The organism is Sphingopyxis sp. Root1497 (assembly GCF_001427085.1).
GTDB lineage: Bacteria > Pseudomonadota > Alphaproteobacteria > Sphingomonadales > Sphingomonadaceae > Sphingopyxis.
This window is the reverse complement of the sequence record NZ_LMGF01000002.1, coordinates 124821-138576: the sequence shown is the minus strand read 5'-3', so window position 1 is coordinate 138576 and position 13756 is coordinate 124821. Positions and strand designations below refer to the sequence as shown.

The 13756-nt window shown below is 68.0% G+C and carries 15 protein-coding genes; 12 read left to right on the top strand and 3 right to left on the bottom strand.

The window, feature by feature from the left end; translation table 11 throughout:
- The 12 genes from gspD to ASD67_RS03200 are packed head-to-tail and all read left to right on the top strand — an operon-like array spanning position 1 to position 10927.
- Positions 1-2205, top strand: a complete 2205-nt coding sequence (gspD, locus tag ASD67_RS03255; protein WP_056343307.1) for a type II secretion system secretin GspD — start codon at positions 1-3, stop codon at positions 2203-2205.
- Positions 2202-3695 carry a GspE/PulE family protein gene (locus ASD67_RS03250; protein WP_056343303.1) on the top strand — a complete coding sequence of 498 codons (1494 nt, stop codon included), beginning with the start codon at positions 2202-2204 and terminating at the stop codon, positions 3693-3695. The genes gspD and ASD67_RS03250 overlap by 4 nt, the downstream gene beginning before the upstream one ends.
- Positions 3688-4905 (top strand): type II secretion system inner membrane protein GspF, encoded by a 1218-nt coding sequence (gene gspF, locus ASD67_RS03245; RefSeq protein WP_056343300.1) that lies wholly within the window; start codon positions 3688-3690, stop codon positions 4903-4905. The genes ASD67_RS03250 and gspF overlap by 8 nt, the downstream gene beginning before the upstream one ends.
- A gap of 11 nt (positions 4906-4916) precedes the next feature.
- Positions 4917-5402, top strand: a complete 486-nt coding sequence (gspG, locus tag ASD67_RS03240) for a type II secretion system major pseudopilin GspG (RefSeq protein WP_443028002.1) — start codon at positions 4917-4919, stop codon at positions 5400-5402.
- Complete coding sequence (locus ASD67_RS03235; protein ID WP_056343297.1) at positions 5374-5856, top strand: GspH/FimT family pseudopilin; 483 nt, start codon at positions 5374-5376, stop codon at positions 5854-5856. The genes gspG and ASD67_RS03235 overlap by 29 nt, the downstream gene beginning before the upstream one ends.
- Positions 5846-6211 carry a type II secretion system minor pseudopilin GspI gene (gspI, locus tag ASD67_RS03230; protein WP_235535548.1) on the top strand — a complete coding sequence of 122 codons (366 nt, stop codon included), beginning with the start codon at positions 5846-5848 and terminating at the stop codon, positions 6209-6211. Before ASD67_RS03235 ends, gspI begins: the two co-directional genes overlap by 11 nt.
- The gene (gene gspJ, locus ASD67_RS03225) at positions 6208-6819 is read left to right on the top strand and encodes a type II secretion system minor pseudopilin GspJ (protein WP_056343295.1); all 612 of its coding nucleotides are present in this window, start codon (positions 6208-6210) and stop codon (positions 6817-6819) included. Before gspI ends, gspJ begins: the two co-directional genes overlap by 4 nt.
- Entirely contained in the window at positions 6816-7823 is a 1008-nt protein-coding gene (gspK, locus tag ASD67_RS03220; protein ID WP_056343293.1) for a type II secretion system minor pseudopilin GspK, read from the top strand. Before gspJ ends, gspK begins: the two co-directional genes overlap by 4 nt.
- Position 7824: 1 nt before the next feature.
- Positions 7825-8964 (top strand): type II secretion system protein GspL, encoded by a 1140-nt coding sequence (gene gspL / locus ASD67_RS03215; protein WP_056343290.1) that lies wholly within the window; start codon positions 7825-7827, stop codon positions 8962-8964.
- A complete protein-coding gene (gene gspM / locus ASD67_RS03210) occupies positions 8961-9443 on the top strand; it encodes a type II secretion system protein GspM (protein ID WP_056343287.1) in 483 nt (160 codons plus the stop codon). The genes gspL and gspM overlap by 4 nt, the downstream gene beginning before the upstream one ends.
- Positions 9443-10150, top strand: coding sequence for a type II secretion system protein N (gene gspN, locus ASD67_RS03205; RefSeq protein WP_235535547.1), 708 nt, complete (start codon positions 9443-9445; stop codon positions 10148-10150). The genes gspM and gspN overlap by 1 nt, the downstream gene beginning before the upstream one ends.
- A gap of 3 nt (positions 10151-10153) precedes the next feature.
- Positions 10154-10927, top strand: coding sequence for a prepilin peptidase (locus tag ASD67_RS03200; RefSeq protein WP_056343281.1), 774 nt, complete (start codon positions 10154-10156; stop codon positions 10925-10927).
- Here ASD67_RS03200 and pal read toward each other — a convergent pair.
- The 3 genes from pal to ASD67_RS03185 form a co-directional block, all read right to left on the bottom strand.
- The gene (pal, locus tag ASD67_RS03195) at positions 10914-11432 is read right to left on the bottom strand and encodes a peptidoglycan-associated lipoprotein Pal (protein WP_200937980.1); all 519 of its coding nucleotides are present in this window, start codon (positions 11430-11432) and stop codon (positions 10914-10916) included. The genes ASD67_RS03200 and pal overlap by 14 nt on opposite strands.
- A 126-nt stretch (positions 11433-11558) precedes the next feature.
- On the bottom strand, positions 11559-12926 hold the full coding sequence (gene tolB / locus ASD67_RS03190) for a Tol-Pal system beta propeller repeat protein TolB (protein ID WP_056343278.1): 1368 nt from the start codon (positions 12924-12926) through the stop codon (positions 11559-11561).
- 5 nt (positions 12927-12931) lie between these two features.
- Positions 12932-13756, bottom strand: a complete 825-nt coding sequence (locus ASD67_RS03185; protein WP_056343275.1) for a hypothetical protein — start codon at positions 13754-13756, stop codon at positions 12932-12934.

The following is a 13756-nucleotide window of genomic DNA, read 5'->3' as shown; positions in this document are numbered from 1 at the left end:
ATGCGCCTCAAACTGTCCCTGATGCTTGCCGCCGCACTGGTTTCGGCCACGCCGACCGCCGCGCTTGCGCAATATACGCTCAACGTCCGCGACGCCGATATCCGCGCCTTCATCCAGGATGCGGCGCGGATCACCGGGCGCACCTTTGTGATCGACGGGCGCGTCAACGGCAAGGTGTCGGTGGTGACCGACCGCCCGCTGTCGCGCAGCGAATATTTCGAAATCTTCCTCGCCACCTTGCGCTCGAACGGTCTCGTCGCGGTATCGGGACCGAACGGCAGCTATCGCATCCAGCCGATCGACGGCGCGGCGTCGCAGCCCGGCCGCATCGGCAGCGATCGCGCCGCGCAGAACCAGTTCGTCACTGAAATCATCCGCCTGCGCCACATCGACGCCGTCGCCGCGGTCGAGACGTTACGCCCGCTGGTCAGCCCGCAGGGCTCGCTGACGGCGAACCGCAACGCCAACAGCCTGGTTGTCGCCGACTTCGCCGATAATATCCGCCGCATCCGCGCGCTCGCGTCGAGCATCGACCGCGACAGCACGACCAGCCAGATCGTGACGCTGAAAAATGCCGGCGCGCGCGAAATCGCCGCCGCGCTCCAGGCGCTCGCGCCGGCGGCGGGGGAGGGCGCGCAGGCGCCGGTCGCGATCGTCCCGATCGACAGCAGCAACGCGATTGCGCTGCGCGGCGATCAGGCGCTCGTCGCGCGCTTTGTCCAGATGGCGAACGACCTCGATCAAAAGGCGGCGGGCGGCACCGAGCTGCGTGTCTATTGGCTCGACCATGCCAACGCCGAAACCTTGCTCCCGACCATCCAGCAGCTCATCGGCGGCGGCAGCGATCCGGCGCAGAAGGCGGGTCTGCCGGCGGCGTCCTCGTCCTCGTCCTCTGGCGGCAACGGCGCATCGACGGGCGCCCCGGCCCCGGCAGCGGCGCCCGTCTCGACCGGCGGCGGCGGGAGCGGCAGCATCGCGACGCGCGGCCCCGCGATCGTCACCCGCTACGAAGGCGCCAACGCGATCATCGTCGCCGCCAACCCCGACGTCCAGCGCATGCTCGGCGAACTGATCCGTCAGCTCGACAGCCGCCGGCCGCAGGTGCTGGTCGAGGCGATCGTGGTCGAGATCGGCGACGATGCGGCGAAACAGCTCGGCGTCCAGTTCCTGCTCGGCGGCAAGAATATTCCCTTCGTTGCGACCAGCTACGGCAACGCCTCGCCCAACATCCTGACGCTCGGCGGGGCCTATGCCGCCAACCAGTTGTCGCAGCAGACGACGACGGTGAACGGCAACACCACGGTGACGCAAACGAACAGCTCGCTCGGCAACAGCCTGCAGGAAGCGGCGGCGGCATCGCTGCTCACCGCGACCGGCGGGTTCGCGGGATTTGCGGGCGACATCGGCAAGAATACGGTGTTCGGGGCGATCATCAACGCGGTGAAGTCCGACACGACGTCGAACCTGCTGGCCACCCCGCACATCGTCACGCTCGACAATCAGGCGGCGAAATTCCTCGTCGGCCAGGAAGTGCCGATCACAACAGGTGAAGCGCTCAGCGACAATTTCGACAACGCCTTTCGCACCGTCCAGCGTGAGGAGGTCGGCATCAAGCTCGACGTCACGCCGCAGGTAAACGGCGCCGGAGAGGTCAAACTCTTCCTGCGTCAGGAAGTGTCGAGCGTCGCGGGACCCGTCTCGTCGCGCAACGGCGACCTGATCATCAACAAGCGCTCGTTCGAAACGGTGCTGACGGTCGACGACGGCGAAATCCTCGCGATCGGCGGGCTGCTCAACGACGACGAGCGCAAGACGATCGAACGGATACCGCTGCTCAGCGACATTCCGCTGATCGGCGAATTGTTCAAATCGCGCAGCCGTTCACGCTCGAAGACCAATTTGATGGTCTTCATCCGCCCGACGATCCTGCGCAACCGCGAGGACAACGCCGCGCTCACCGCGCGCCGCTATGGCTATATTCGCGACACCCAACTGCGCCGCAATCCCGACGAGGAACCCGCGCTCGACACGCTGGTCCGTGACTATATGGGCGCCACCCCGCCGTCGCCGCCGACCGCGACCGACATCACCGTCGGCCCGGTCGATCTGCCGGCGCTGCGCGGTTCCGACGGCAGCGTCACGACGACCGATGTGCCGCCCTCGATCTCGAATGCCCCCGCCCCGCCGCCGGGAGACTATCCGTGACCGAAGACGAACCGATCGCCGCGCCCCCGGCGCCGGTCGACATTCCCTATGCCTTTGCCCGCACCCACGGCGTCGTCATCGCGCCGGGCGAGGGCGGCGTCTGGCTTGCGACCCTGCGCGAAGGCGCCGACCCTGCGGTGTTGATCGAGGTGAAACGACACCTCGCGCAGCCGCTGCGCGTCGCCACCATCAACGCCGCCGATTTCGACCGGCTGCTGTCGGACCATTATGCCGTCGATGCCTCGGCGGCGGCGATGGCGGGTTCGCTCGACGGCAGCGACATGGATTTCAGCCTGCCGAGCGCCGAGGATCTGCTCGACAGCGCCGACGACGCCCCCGCGATCCGCCTGATCAACGCGATCATCGCCGAAGCGGTGCGCCAGGGTGTCAGCGACATCCATATCGAACCCTATGAAAGCGGGCTCGTCGTGCGCATGCGCACCGACGGGGTGCTACGCGAGCATCTGCGCATGCCGCCGCACGTCGCCCCCGTCGTGGTCAGCCGCATCAAGGTGATGGCGCGGCTCGACATCGCCGAACGCCGCATTCCGCAGGACGGCCGCATCGGGCTGACCCTCGCGGGCAAGGCGGTCGACGTCCGCGTTTCGACGCTGCCCAGCCGCGCCGGCGAGCGCGTCGTGATGCGTATCCTCGACAAGGACGCGGCGGGCATCGATTTCGACGTCCTCGGCCTGTCGGGTGCCGCCGATCAGATCTTGCGCGAGGCGCTGGCCGAACCCAATGGCATCATCCTTGTCACCGGCCCGACGGGGTCGGGCAAGACGACGACGCTTTACGCTGCGCTCAAGCAACTCAACGACGGCCAGCGCAATATCCTGACTGTCGAGGACCCGGTCGAATATGCCGTCGACGGCGTCGGCCAGACGCAGGTGAACGCCAAGGTCGGGCTTGATTTCGCCGCTGGGCTTCGTGCGATCCTGCGCCAGGATCCCGACGTCGTGATGGTCGGCGAAATCCGCGACCGCGAGACCGCCGACATAGCCGTGCAGGCGTCGCTCACCGGCCATCTCGTGCTCTCGACCGTCCACACCAATGATGCGGTTGGCGCGATCACGCGCCTCAAGGATTTGAAGGTCGAACCCTTCCTGCTCGCCTCGACCTTGCGCGCGGTCATCGCCCAGCGGCTTGTGCGCAAGCTTTGCGACCATTGCCGCGAACCGGTGCAGGCCGACAACAGCATCGCCGCGATGCTCGGACTCGACATCGGCACCGTCATCTGGCGACCCACGGGTTGCGACCATTGCGGCGGCACCGGCTACAAGGGCCGGATCGGTGTGTTCGAGGCGATCAAGGTCGACGAGACCGTCCGCCGCTATATCTATAACGGCGGCGACGAGGCGATGATCGTCAAGCACGCCTTCCTCAAATCGCCGACGCTCGCGTCGGCGGCGCGCGCGATGGTCGCCAAGGGACTGACCACCGCCGAGGAAGCGATCCGCGTCGCGCGGCGCGAGGAAATCGATGCCTGATTATCGCTATGTGGCGATCGATCCGCAGGGCCGCGAGCGCAAGGGGCGGCTGACGGCCGCCAACGACGACGCCGCGCGCGCCGATCTCGTCCGGCGGAAATTTCATATCGTCGCGGTCGAGGCGGCGGGATCGAAACCCGCGGCGGGCCGGTCGCTGTTCGCGTTTCGCCGCACCAAATTGTCAGCCAAGGAACTCGCGCTTTTCACCCGCCAGCTCGCGACGCTCGCCGAGGTCGCGCCGCTCGAGGAAGCGCTGCGCACGCTGACCCGCCAGAGCGAGGCCGAGAGTGCACGGGTCGTCGTCGGCGACGTCCACGCCGGCCTGCTCGAAGGCCGCCGCCTCGCCGATGCGATGGCGCGCCAGCCGGGCAGTTTTCCGCCGCTGTACCGTGCGATGGTCGCCGCGGGCGAAACCACCGGCAGCCTGACGACGATCCTTGCGCGGCTTGCCGACCTGCTCGAACGCCAGGCCGAGGTGCGCGGCAAGCTGATCGCTGCGCTTGCTTACCCGATCGTGCTTGCCTTCGTCGCGATCGCCGTCGTTGCGGCGCTGATGATCTTCGTCGTCCCGCGCGTGGTCGAACAATTCACCGACTCCGGCCAGCAACTGCCGTTCCTCACCCGCGCGGTGATCGCCATTTCCAGTTTCGCCGCCAACTGGTGGTGGCTGGTCGCGCTGCTGTTCGCCGCCGCGGTCTTCGGCTGGGTGACCGCGATGCGCCGCCCGGCGTTCAAGGCCCGGATCGATGCGCGGCTGCTGCGTCTGCCGCTCCTCGGCCGCCTGCTCCGCGATCTTCACGCGGCGCGCTTCGCGCGTACCCTGTCAACGATGGTGTCGAGCCGCCTGCCGCTCGTCGAGGGGCTACGCCTGACCGTGCCGACGATCCGCAACGCCGCGCTGGCGGGCGCGACCGCGACGATCGTCGACCAGGTGCGCGCCGGCGGCGGTCTGTCGGCCGCGCTGCGCGACGCCGGGGTGTTCCCGCCCTTGCTCGTCTATATGACCGCCAGCGGCGAAAGCGCCGGGCGGCTCGAGCAGATGCTCGAGCGCGCCGCGGATTATCTCGAACGCGAATTCGACCGTTTTACCGCCGCCTCGATGGCGCTTCTCGAACCTGTCATAATTGTCGTTATGGGGTCGTGCGTCGCCCTCATCATCCTCGCCATCCTGCTGCCGATCCTCCAGTTGCAGAACCTTGCCGGATTATAATAATGTCGCTCATGCAGCTTTTCATTCGCCTGATGCTCGATCCCTCGCGCCCGCCCGTCGACCGGCGCCGCAAAAGGGACGAGCGCGGTTTCACTCTGACAGAGATGATGGTGGTGATCTTCATCATCGGGCTTTTGTCTGCGGTGGTGATGCTCAACGTATTTTCAAGCAAAGACAAAGCGATGGTGACCACCGCGAAAGCCAATATCGCGACTATCGAGAATGCTCTGGAATTGTACAAGCTCGATAACTTTACCTATCCGAGTACGGCAGACGGTTTGAACGCTTTGGTTTCGCCGCCGCCCTCGATTGCGCAACCAGAGCGTTACGCTCGGGGTGGATACATCAAGAAGCTTCCGTCCGATCCTTGGGGACGTCCATATCAATATCAAATGCCGGCCTCTAACGGCCAGGCGTTCGATGTCTTTTCGTTCGGCGCCGACGGCGCGCCTGGCGGGACCGACGACAATGCGGATATCCACGGTGGAGCGAACTAGGGCGCCGAAGACCCGGGCGAACGGCTTCACCCTCGTTGAGCTGATGGTCGTGCTCGCCATCATGGCGCTCGCCGCGACTGCGGTGGTACTCACCATCCCCGGCGAGGAGCGCAATGTGCGCAGCGAAGCCGACCGGCTCGCCGCGCGGCTCGCCGCCGCGCGCGACGTCGCCGTGATCGAGGGACGCAGCGTTTCGGTCAATTTCGCGCCGTCGGGTTACGGTTTCGAACGGCGGATCGCGGGCGAGTGGCAGCCGCTGCCCGGCCGTTCGTTCGACCGGCGCAACTGGCCCTCCGACGTCCGGTTCGCCGCAGGCAACGGGCAGGGCGCGGCGCGCATATTGTTCGACCGCGTCGGCACCAGCCCGACCCCGCAGGCGATCGTGCTGAGCGGCGGCGACGCGCGCGAGGTCGTGCGCGTCTCGGCGACCGGGGAGGTCAGCCGTGGCGAATGAGCGCGAAAGCGGTTTCACCCTGCTCGAAATGCTGGTCGCGCTCAGCATCATCAGCATCGCTGCGCTGACCCTCGTGCGCCTCGACGCCTTTGCGGTGCGCACCGCCGGCGACCTCGACGAGACCACCATCGCGGGCATCGTCGCGCAGAATCGCGCGGTCGAATTGTGGACCGACCCCGCGCCGCCGACGATCGGCAACAGCGCGACCGGGGTTTCCAATGCCGGGCGCAACTGGCGCGTCGAACAGCGTGTCGCGAAGACCGCCGACGACAGCCTGCTGCGCATCGACCTGATCGTCCGCCCCGAAAGCGGGCGCGGGCAGGCGGCGCTGACGATCATCCGGCCGTCGCGATGAAGGACCAGCGCGGCTTCACCCTCGTCGAGATGCTCGTCGCCTTGTCGTTGTTCGCGGCGATCGCCGCGATCGGCGTCGGGCTGCTGCGCAGCAGCATCGATACGCAGGATGCGGTGCAGGACCGGCTGAAGGCGATGGGCGGGGTCAACCGGTTGCGCGCGCTGATGGCCAACGACCTTGCGCAGGCGCTACCGCGTTCGACGCGCGGCCCCTCGGGCGAAACGGTACCCGCCTTTGCCGGCTCCGAAACCGGCTTTGCGCTTGTTCATGGCGGTGCGGCCTCGCTCGACGGCGGCGCGCGTCCGAATATCGAGCGCGTGGCGTATGCGCTCACAGGCGGCGAATGGCGCCGTGCCGTGCAGCCGATGCTCGACGGCACGGCATTGAGCGATGGCGACCGTCTGGTGGACGAAGTGGCCGGTGTCGCCGTTCGCTATCGCGACGAGCAGGGGCAATGGGGCAGCAGCTGGACATCCGATCCCGGCGATCGCCTGCCCCGCGCGGTCGAGGTGCGGTTGACCCGGCAGGGCCGCGCACCACTGGTGATGCTGTTCCTCACCGCGCCCGTACCGCCGCCGCCGCTGCCGCTCGGGACGCCCGTGCCATGAACCGCGGACAATCCGATGAACGCGGCGCCGCGCTGCTCAGCGTGCTGCTGCTCGTCGCGGTGATGGCGGTGATCGCCGCGACCGCGCTCGACCGGCTGACGCTCGCGACGCGGATCGCGGGCAGCGCCGCGACGGTCGATCAGGGCCGCGCCTACAGCTTCGCCGCCGAACAGATCGCGCTGCGCCGCGTCGCCGACCTCGTCGGGCGCGATCCCGCGAAACTCACGCTCGCCGGCGATTGGCTCGGGCGCGACTTCGTCCTGCCGCTGCCGAACGGGCAGGGGACGGCGCGGCTGACCGACGCGAGCAATTGTTTCAACCTCAACAGCCTCGTCGCAGAGACGATCCCGGGCCGCTTCACCCAGCGTCCCGGTGGTACTGGCCAGTTCGCCGAACTGATGACGCTGCTCGGGGTCAACACCGACGAGGCGCGCATGGTGGCCGGCGCGACCGCCGACTGGATCGACAGCGACAGCGTCGACGGCCCGCTCGGCGCCGAGGACGGCGTCTATCGCTCGCTGCCCGGCAGCTATCTTCCCGCCAACCGCAAGATGGCCGATATCAGCGAATTGCGCGCGGTACGCGGGGTGACGCCCAAGCTTTATGCGCGGCTCAAACCCTGGATCTGCGCGCTGCCCGCGACCGACCCGGTCAAGCTCAACATCAACACGCTGGCACCCGAACAGGCGCCGCTCGTCGCGATGCTGTTGCCGGGGCAATTGACCGTCGCCGAGGCACGCGCGGCGCTGGCGGCGCGGCCCGCTGGCGGCTATGGCAGCAGCGTGCGATTCTGGGAATCCGGACCGCTCGCCCGGCTCGATCCGCCCACCGATGTCGCCGAGCAGGCGGGGGTGACGAGCCGCTGGCTGATATTGAAGACCGACGTGACGATGGGGGATGGTTTCTTGACTTCTGTATCGCTGATCGACGCGAACGGCGGTGCGCCATCGGCGGGCCAGATGCCGCCGGTGATCGTGCGGCGCGATTGGGGCGAAACCGGCTGACATGGCGCGCACATTGGTTCTCTGGCTGCCCCCGGCGGCGATGCTCGGCGAGCGGGTCGACGCGGCGTGGCTGCGTGTCGACGACGGCGTGATCGTCGATTCGGGACAGGATGACGGCTGGGTCGACGCTTGGGAAAAGCCGCGGGATGACGAGGGTGACGACCGGCTGATCGCGCTTGCACCCGCCGCCGACGTGCCGCTGCGCTGGCGCCACTATCCCGACGCCGCCCCGGCACAGGCCGCCGCGATCGCGCGCGTCGATACGCTGCGCGACAGCTTGGGCGATGCGGCGCTCTTGCATGTCGTGGCGGGCCAGCCCGCCGACGCGGGGCAGGCGGTGCCCGTCGCGGTGACCACCCACGCCGCGATGGCGGCATGGACCGACTGGCTGAAGGAACAGGGGTTATCCGCCGTCGCGATCATCCCTGCCGCCGCGACCGTGCCGCCGCCCGAGCCCGACAGCCTGTGGTCGGCCGAACTCGGGCGCGAGCAGATTTTGCGCAGCGACGACCGCAGTTTCATCTCCGACCCCGAACTCGACCCGCTGATCGCCGCCGGCCGCCCGATCGCACCGCTCGATGCCGACCGGATGCGCCAGGCGCTGCTGCTCTCGCTCGCCGCGCCGCCGCTCGACCTGCTGACCGGCGCATGGCAGCCGAGGCGGAACTGGGCGATCGATCCGGCGCTGGTCCGGTGGATGAAGCGGCTTGCCGTCGCCCTGCTCGCCGTGACGTTGCTGATCCCGATCATCCATGCGATCCGGCTCAACGCCGACATCGGCCGCGCCGACGGTGCGAGCGTCGCCGCCGCCAAAAAAGCTGGCGTCACCGCCACCGACGCGGCGAGCGCCGAGGCCGAACTCGACCGGCGCCTCGCGGCTGCGGGCGGCGGGCCGCTCGCTTTCTCGGTTCCCGCGTCGGCGCTCTATGATGCGATGCGCGACACACCGGGGGTGGCGCTCAAGAGCCTGTCGCACCGCACCGACGGCACGCTGTCGACGACGCTCGCGGCGCCGCGCACCGAGGACCTGAACGCCGTGCTGCTGGCGCTGCAGGCGCGTGGCTACAAGATCACCGCGCAGCCGATGGCCGGAACCGACGGCAACCAGATGGCGAACATTACTGTGAGGGCCGTGCCATGATCGAGCGGATCGCCAACTGGTGGCAGGGTATGTCGCGCCGCGAACGCTGGATGGTCGGCGTTGCCGGGGTGCTGACGCTGGCGGTTTTCATCTGGCTGCTGGGCCGCCCGGCCTATGCCGCCTTCACCAATCTCGAGGCCGACCATCGCGCCGCGATCGAGCGGCAGGGTCGCGTCGCGGCGAAGGTGCAATTGCTCGCGCAGCGTCCGGCATCCTCGGCCGCTGCCGCGAATGACGCGGTCGCGATCGACCAGTTTCTCACCCAGTCGGCGGGCGAGATCGGGCTGACGCTCGACCGCAATGAAGCGCGCGGGCAGGGGCAGGCGACGATCGCGATCGCCACCGCGCGCGCGCCGGTGCTCGCCGACTGGCTCGCTTCATTGGAAACGCAGGGCTTCGTTGTCGACCAGCTGACGATCACCCCGGCCGCCGACGGCACCGTCGGCATGACCGCCGAACTGCGGCGGGGGAGCAAATGATGCGCCGCCGGGTCATCCTCGCCGCCGTCCTGATCATTCTGATCCTGATTATCGCGACCTTCCCGATGCGCCTCGCGCTCGCGATGGCGGGCGCCGAAAAGTCGGGGCTGACCGCGCGCGAGGTCAATGGTTCGGTCTGGGCGGGTGAATTGATCGAAGCGCGCCTCGGCGCCTTGCCGCTCGGCAATGTCCGGGCCAGCCTGTCGCCGCTGGCCCTGCTCGGCGGCGATGTCGAGCTGGCTTTCAGTCGGCCCGATGCGCGGCTCGGCGAACTCGCGGGGCGTCTCCATGGCAGCACCCCGCGCGGCCTTTCGGACCTCAGCGGCACGACCTCGCTCTCGGGCGGCCTCGGCCTCGTTCCGGTCGACAGCCTGCGCTTCGAGGGTGCCGCGGTACGGTTCGACGATCGCGGGCGCTGCGTCTCGGCGAGCGGGCGCATCCAGCTTAGCGTCGGCACCTCGATCGCCGGGCTCGACCTGACGCGCGGCCTTACGGGGCCGCTGCGCTGCGTCGAGGGCCGCGCACAGGCGGCGCTCGCCAGCCAGTCCGGCATGGAGCGACTGACGCTCGGCTTCGACGGTAGCGGCGCCTGGCGTGCCGAGTTTGCGATCACCGCCGATGACCCGGTGATGGCGTCGGCGCTGTCGGCGATCGGTTTTCGCGCCGGCAGCAACGGCTTCGTGCTGGTCAGTTCGGGCCGTTTCTGACCGATGACGGCGGCGCTTGACGCCTTGCCCTTTGGTGCGGGCGTCGGCCTCGCGGCGTTGCTTGGGCTGGTCCTCGGCAGCTTTATCGCGACCCTGGTGCTGCGCTGGCCCGACGGGCGGTCGCTGCTGGGGCGCTCCCACTGTGACGGCTGCGAGCGCGCCCTCGGTCCGCTCGATCTCGTCCCGCTTGTCTCGGCGCTCGTTCAGCGCGGCCGTTGCCGGGCATGCGGCGCGCGGATCGATCCCTTTCATATGCAGGTCGAGCTGGCATCGGGCCTGATCGGCGCGCTGGCGCTGACGATCATGCCCGGCATCGCGGGGTGGCTCTGGGCGCTGTTCGGCTGGCTGCTGCTGCCGCTCGCCTTGCTCGACGCGCGGCATATGTGGCTGCCCGACCGGCTCAATGCGGTGCTGGCCATCGCCGGGCTGCTGCTCGCCGGGCCGTTGCTCGACACGGTGCTGCTCGACCGCTGGATCGGTGCGGTCGCGGGCGGGGTGCTGCTCGCGCTCGTCGCGCTCGCCTATCGGCGCGGGCGCGGGCAGGACGGCATGGGCGGCGGCGACCCCAAGCTGGTCGCCGCGATCGGCTGCTGGATCGGCTGGCAGGCGCTGCCGCTGATGCTGCTGCTCGCCAGCGTCGGCGGCATGGTCTGGGCGCTGACCACGCAAAAGAAAGGGGACCAGCCGCTGGCGTTGCGACAGGTCCCCTTCGGTCTCTTTGCCACTGTCGCCGCCTGGGCGACGGTGCCGCTGTGGCCGTTGCTTAGCGCTGGATGACCACGGTCACCGCACGGCGGTTCTTCGCATAGGCTTCCTCGGTCGACGCGGTGTCGGCCGGGCGTTCCTTGCCATAGCTGATCACCTCGATCCGCGACGGATCGACGCCCAGCGAGGCGAGATAATTCTTCGCGGCATTTGCACGGCGTTCGCCGAGCGCGATGTTGTAATCGCGGGTGCCGCGCTCGTCGGCATGGCCTTCGAGCAGGACGCGAACCGCCGAATTGCGCTGCAGCCATTGGGCCTGATTGCTCAGCGTCGCCTGGTCCTCGGCATCGACATTATACTGGTCGAAACCAAAGAAGATGCGGTCGGACGAAACGCTGTTCAGGAAGTCCTGCTGCGAACCCGGGATCACGGCATTGCCGCCGCCCGAATTGCCGCCGCTGCCGTCGTCGATGCCGTCGGGGTTGGGAGGCAGAACCTCGGGTGCCTTTTTCGAGCAAGCGCCCACGGCGAGCATTGCGATCGCGGCGATCATGGCGGTGGTTTTCCGTATCGTCATGTTGTCGTCCCTTTCGTGTTAATCCGGATGGTCCTGTTCATGTTGAGATTAACCCATGTTGAACCTGTGGGTTCAACCCGAGGCTGCAACATTGGTTCCGCCGCGCATTTGGTGCGGATTGGCCGATTACGGCAGCACGGGTCCCCAACTCGGGTCCGACCCGTCCTGCGGAGTCTGCAGCTTGCGCATGTTCACGCCGGTCAGGTCGACCTGCCACAGGCTCGACTTGCCGGAGGCGCCGCGCGAGGTACGGAAGAATTGCAGCACGCGGCCGTTCGGCGACCAGGTCGGCGCCTCGTCCTGCCAGTCGTTGGTCAGCAGGCGTTCGCCGCCCCCCGACGGGGTCATCACCCCGATGCGGAATTCGCCGCCGCCCATCTTGGTAAAGGCGATCAAATCGCCGCGCGGCGACCATTCGGGGGTGGCATAGCGCCCGCCGCCGAAACTGATCCGCTGCTGGTTCGACCCGTCGATGTTCATCGTATAGACCTGCTGGCCGCCCGACCGGTCGCTTTCGAACACGATCTTCTTGCCGTCGGGCGAGAAGCTGCCGCCGACGTCGATGCCGGGGTTGTTGGTCAGCCGCACCGGCGTGCCGCCGTTCGCCGAGATGCGATAGATGTCGGTATTGCCACCGGTCGCCATCGAGAAGAGAATCTGCGTGCCGTCGGGCGACCAACGCGGCGCGAAGGTCGCGTTGCGGCTTTCGGTGACGAGCTTTTGCGTGCCCGCCGCCACGTCATAGATGAACACCCGGACGCGGTCGTTCAGATAGCTGACATAGACGATCTTTTGGTAGTCGGGCGAGAAGCGCGGGGAGATCGCGAGCGCCTGACCGTTGGTGATGAAACGGTGGTTGCCGCCATCCGAATCCATGATCGCGAGGCGCTTGATGCGGTTTCCCTTGGGGCCGCTCTCGGCAATATAGGCGACGCGGCTGTCGAAGAAGGGCGCCTCGCCCGACAGCCGCGAATAGATGGCGTCGGCGCATTTATGCGCGGCGCGGCGCCAGTCGCTCGGCTGGATTTCGAACCCCTGCCGCACCAACTCGCTGCCGAGGTCGGTGTCATAAAGATAGCAGCCGACGATCAGTCCGCCGGTGCTGTTGGTGCGCACGAAGCCGTGGACGACATTCTCTGCATTGCGGGCCTGCCAGTCGGCAAAGCGCGGCGCGGTAACCTCGGCCATCGTAATCGCGCGGACGCTGCCCGGGCCGAGCGGCGCATAGAGGCCGCTGCGCTCAAGATCGGCGGCGATCACTTCGGCGATCTGGCGACCGAGGCTGTCGGTGCGCAGGCCCGCAACGGTGGTCACTGCGGGCGTGGCGAGCGCGGGAACCGCGATGACCGTGCGATCCTGCGACAGCGTGCCTTCGATCGTTTCGCGCGGTTCGGACGGTGCCGGCGTGGCGGGCGGTGTCGGAGCGACCTGCGCCATGGCGGGGGAAGCAGCGAGGGCCAGCACGAGGGCGAAGGCGGTGGAACGGAGGATCATGTCACTTACCTCTTGATGAAATCGAGCGTGTAATTTTGCCAGAAGCTGTAATTTTCTTCGGGCAGGTCGAAGGGAGCGGCCAATTCCACCGCGCGCTTGGCGCATTCCTGATGACGCTGGACCTGAAACTTGTTGCTGTCGTTTTCGCCGGTCGTGGTCACGCTGGTAAACCCGGCGAGCGCCCCGGATGCGGTCAATCGAAACTTCACCACGGTCTTCAATTGATCGACATCGACCCCCGACACGCGGCAACCGTTCCAGCGCGGCGCGACTGCCGCCTTGATGCTGACATCGATCGACCGGCGGACTTCGGCCGCGGTCTTGGCGGCCGGGGCGCCTTTGCTGGGTGCCTTGGTCTGTTCGCGGCCCAGCCCGTCGGTGATGCCATCGAGCCGCCCGGTCGGGCGGGCGCCGGACTTTGTGGCGGGCGCCTTGGGCGCGGCCTTTGGCGGTGCTTTGGCCACCGCCGGCGGGGTCTTTTTGGGCAGCGCTGGGACCGGGCGCGCGACCTGTTTGGGGGTTGGTGCGGGGGTCGGGCGCACGACCGGTTCGGGCAGCGGCGGCGCGGGTGTAGGCAGTGGCTCGGGCGCGGCGATATCGACGGCATCCTCCTCGCCCAATCGCGCGGCGGGTGGCGTGTCACTAAGCACCGGCGCGCTCGATTCGGTCGCGGTCTCGGCGATCAGATCGACCTCCATCGGCGGATTGTCGAAGCGCCGCTCGCCCGCGGTCCATTGCACTGAAAGCAGGCCGATGATCAGGACGTGCGCGATCACCGCGATGGCGATGCCGCGTGCCTCATTGCCCTTCATTGCCCGTGTCGCCGCCAT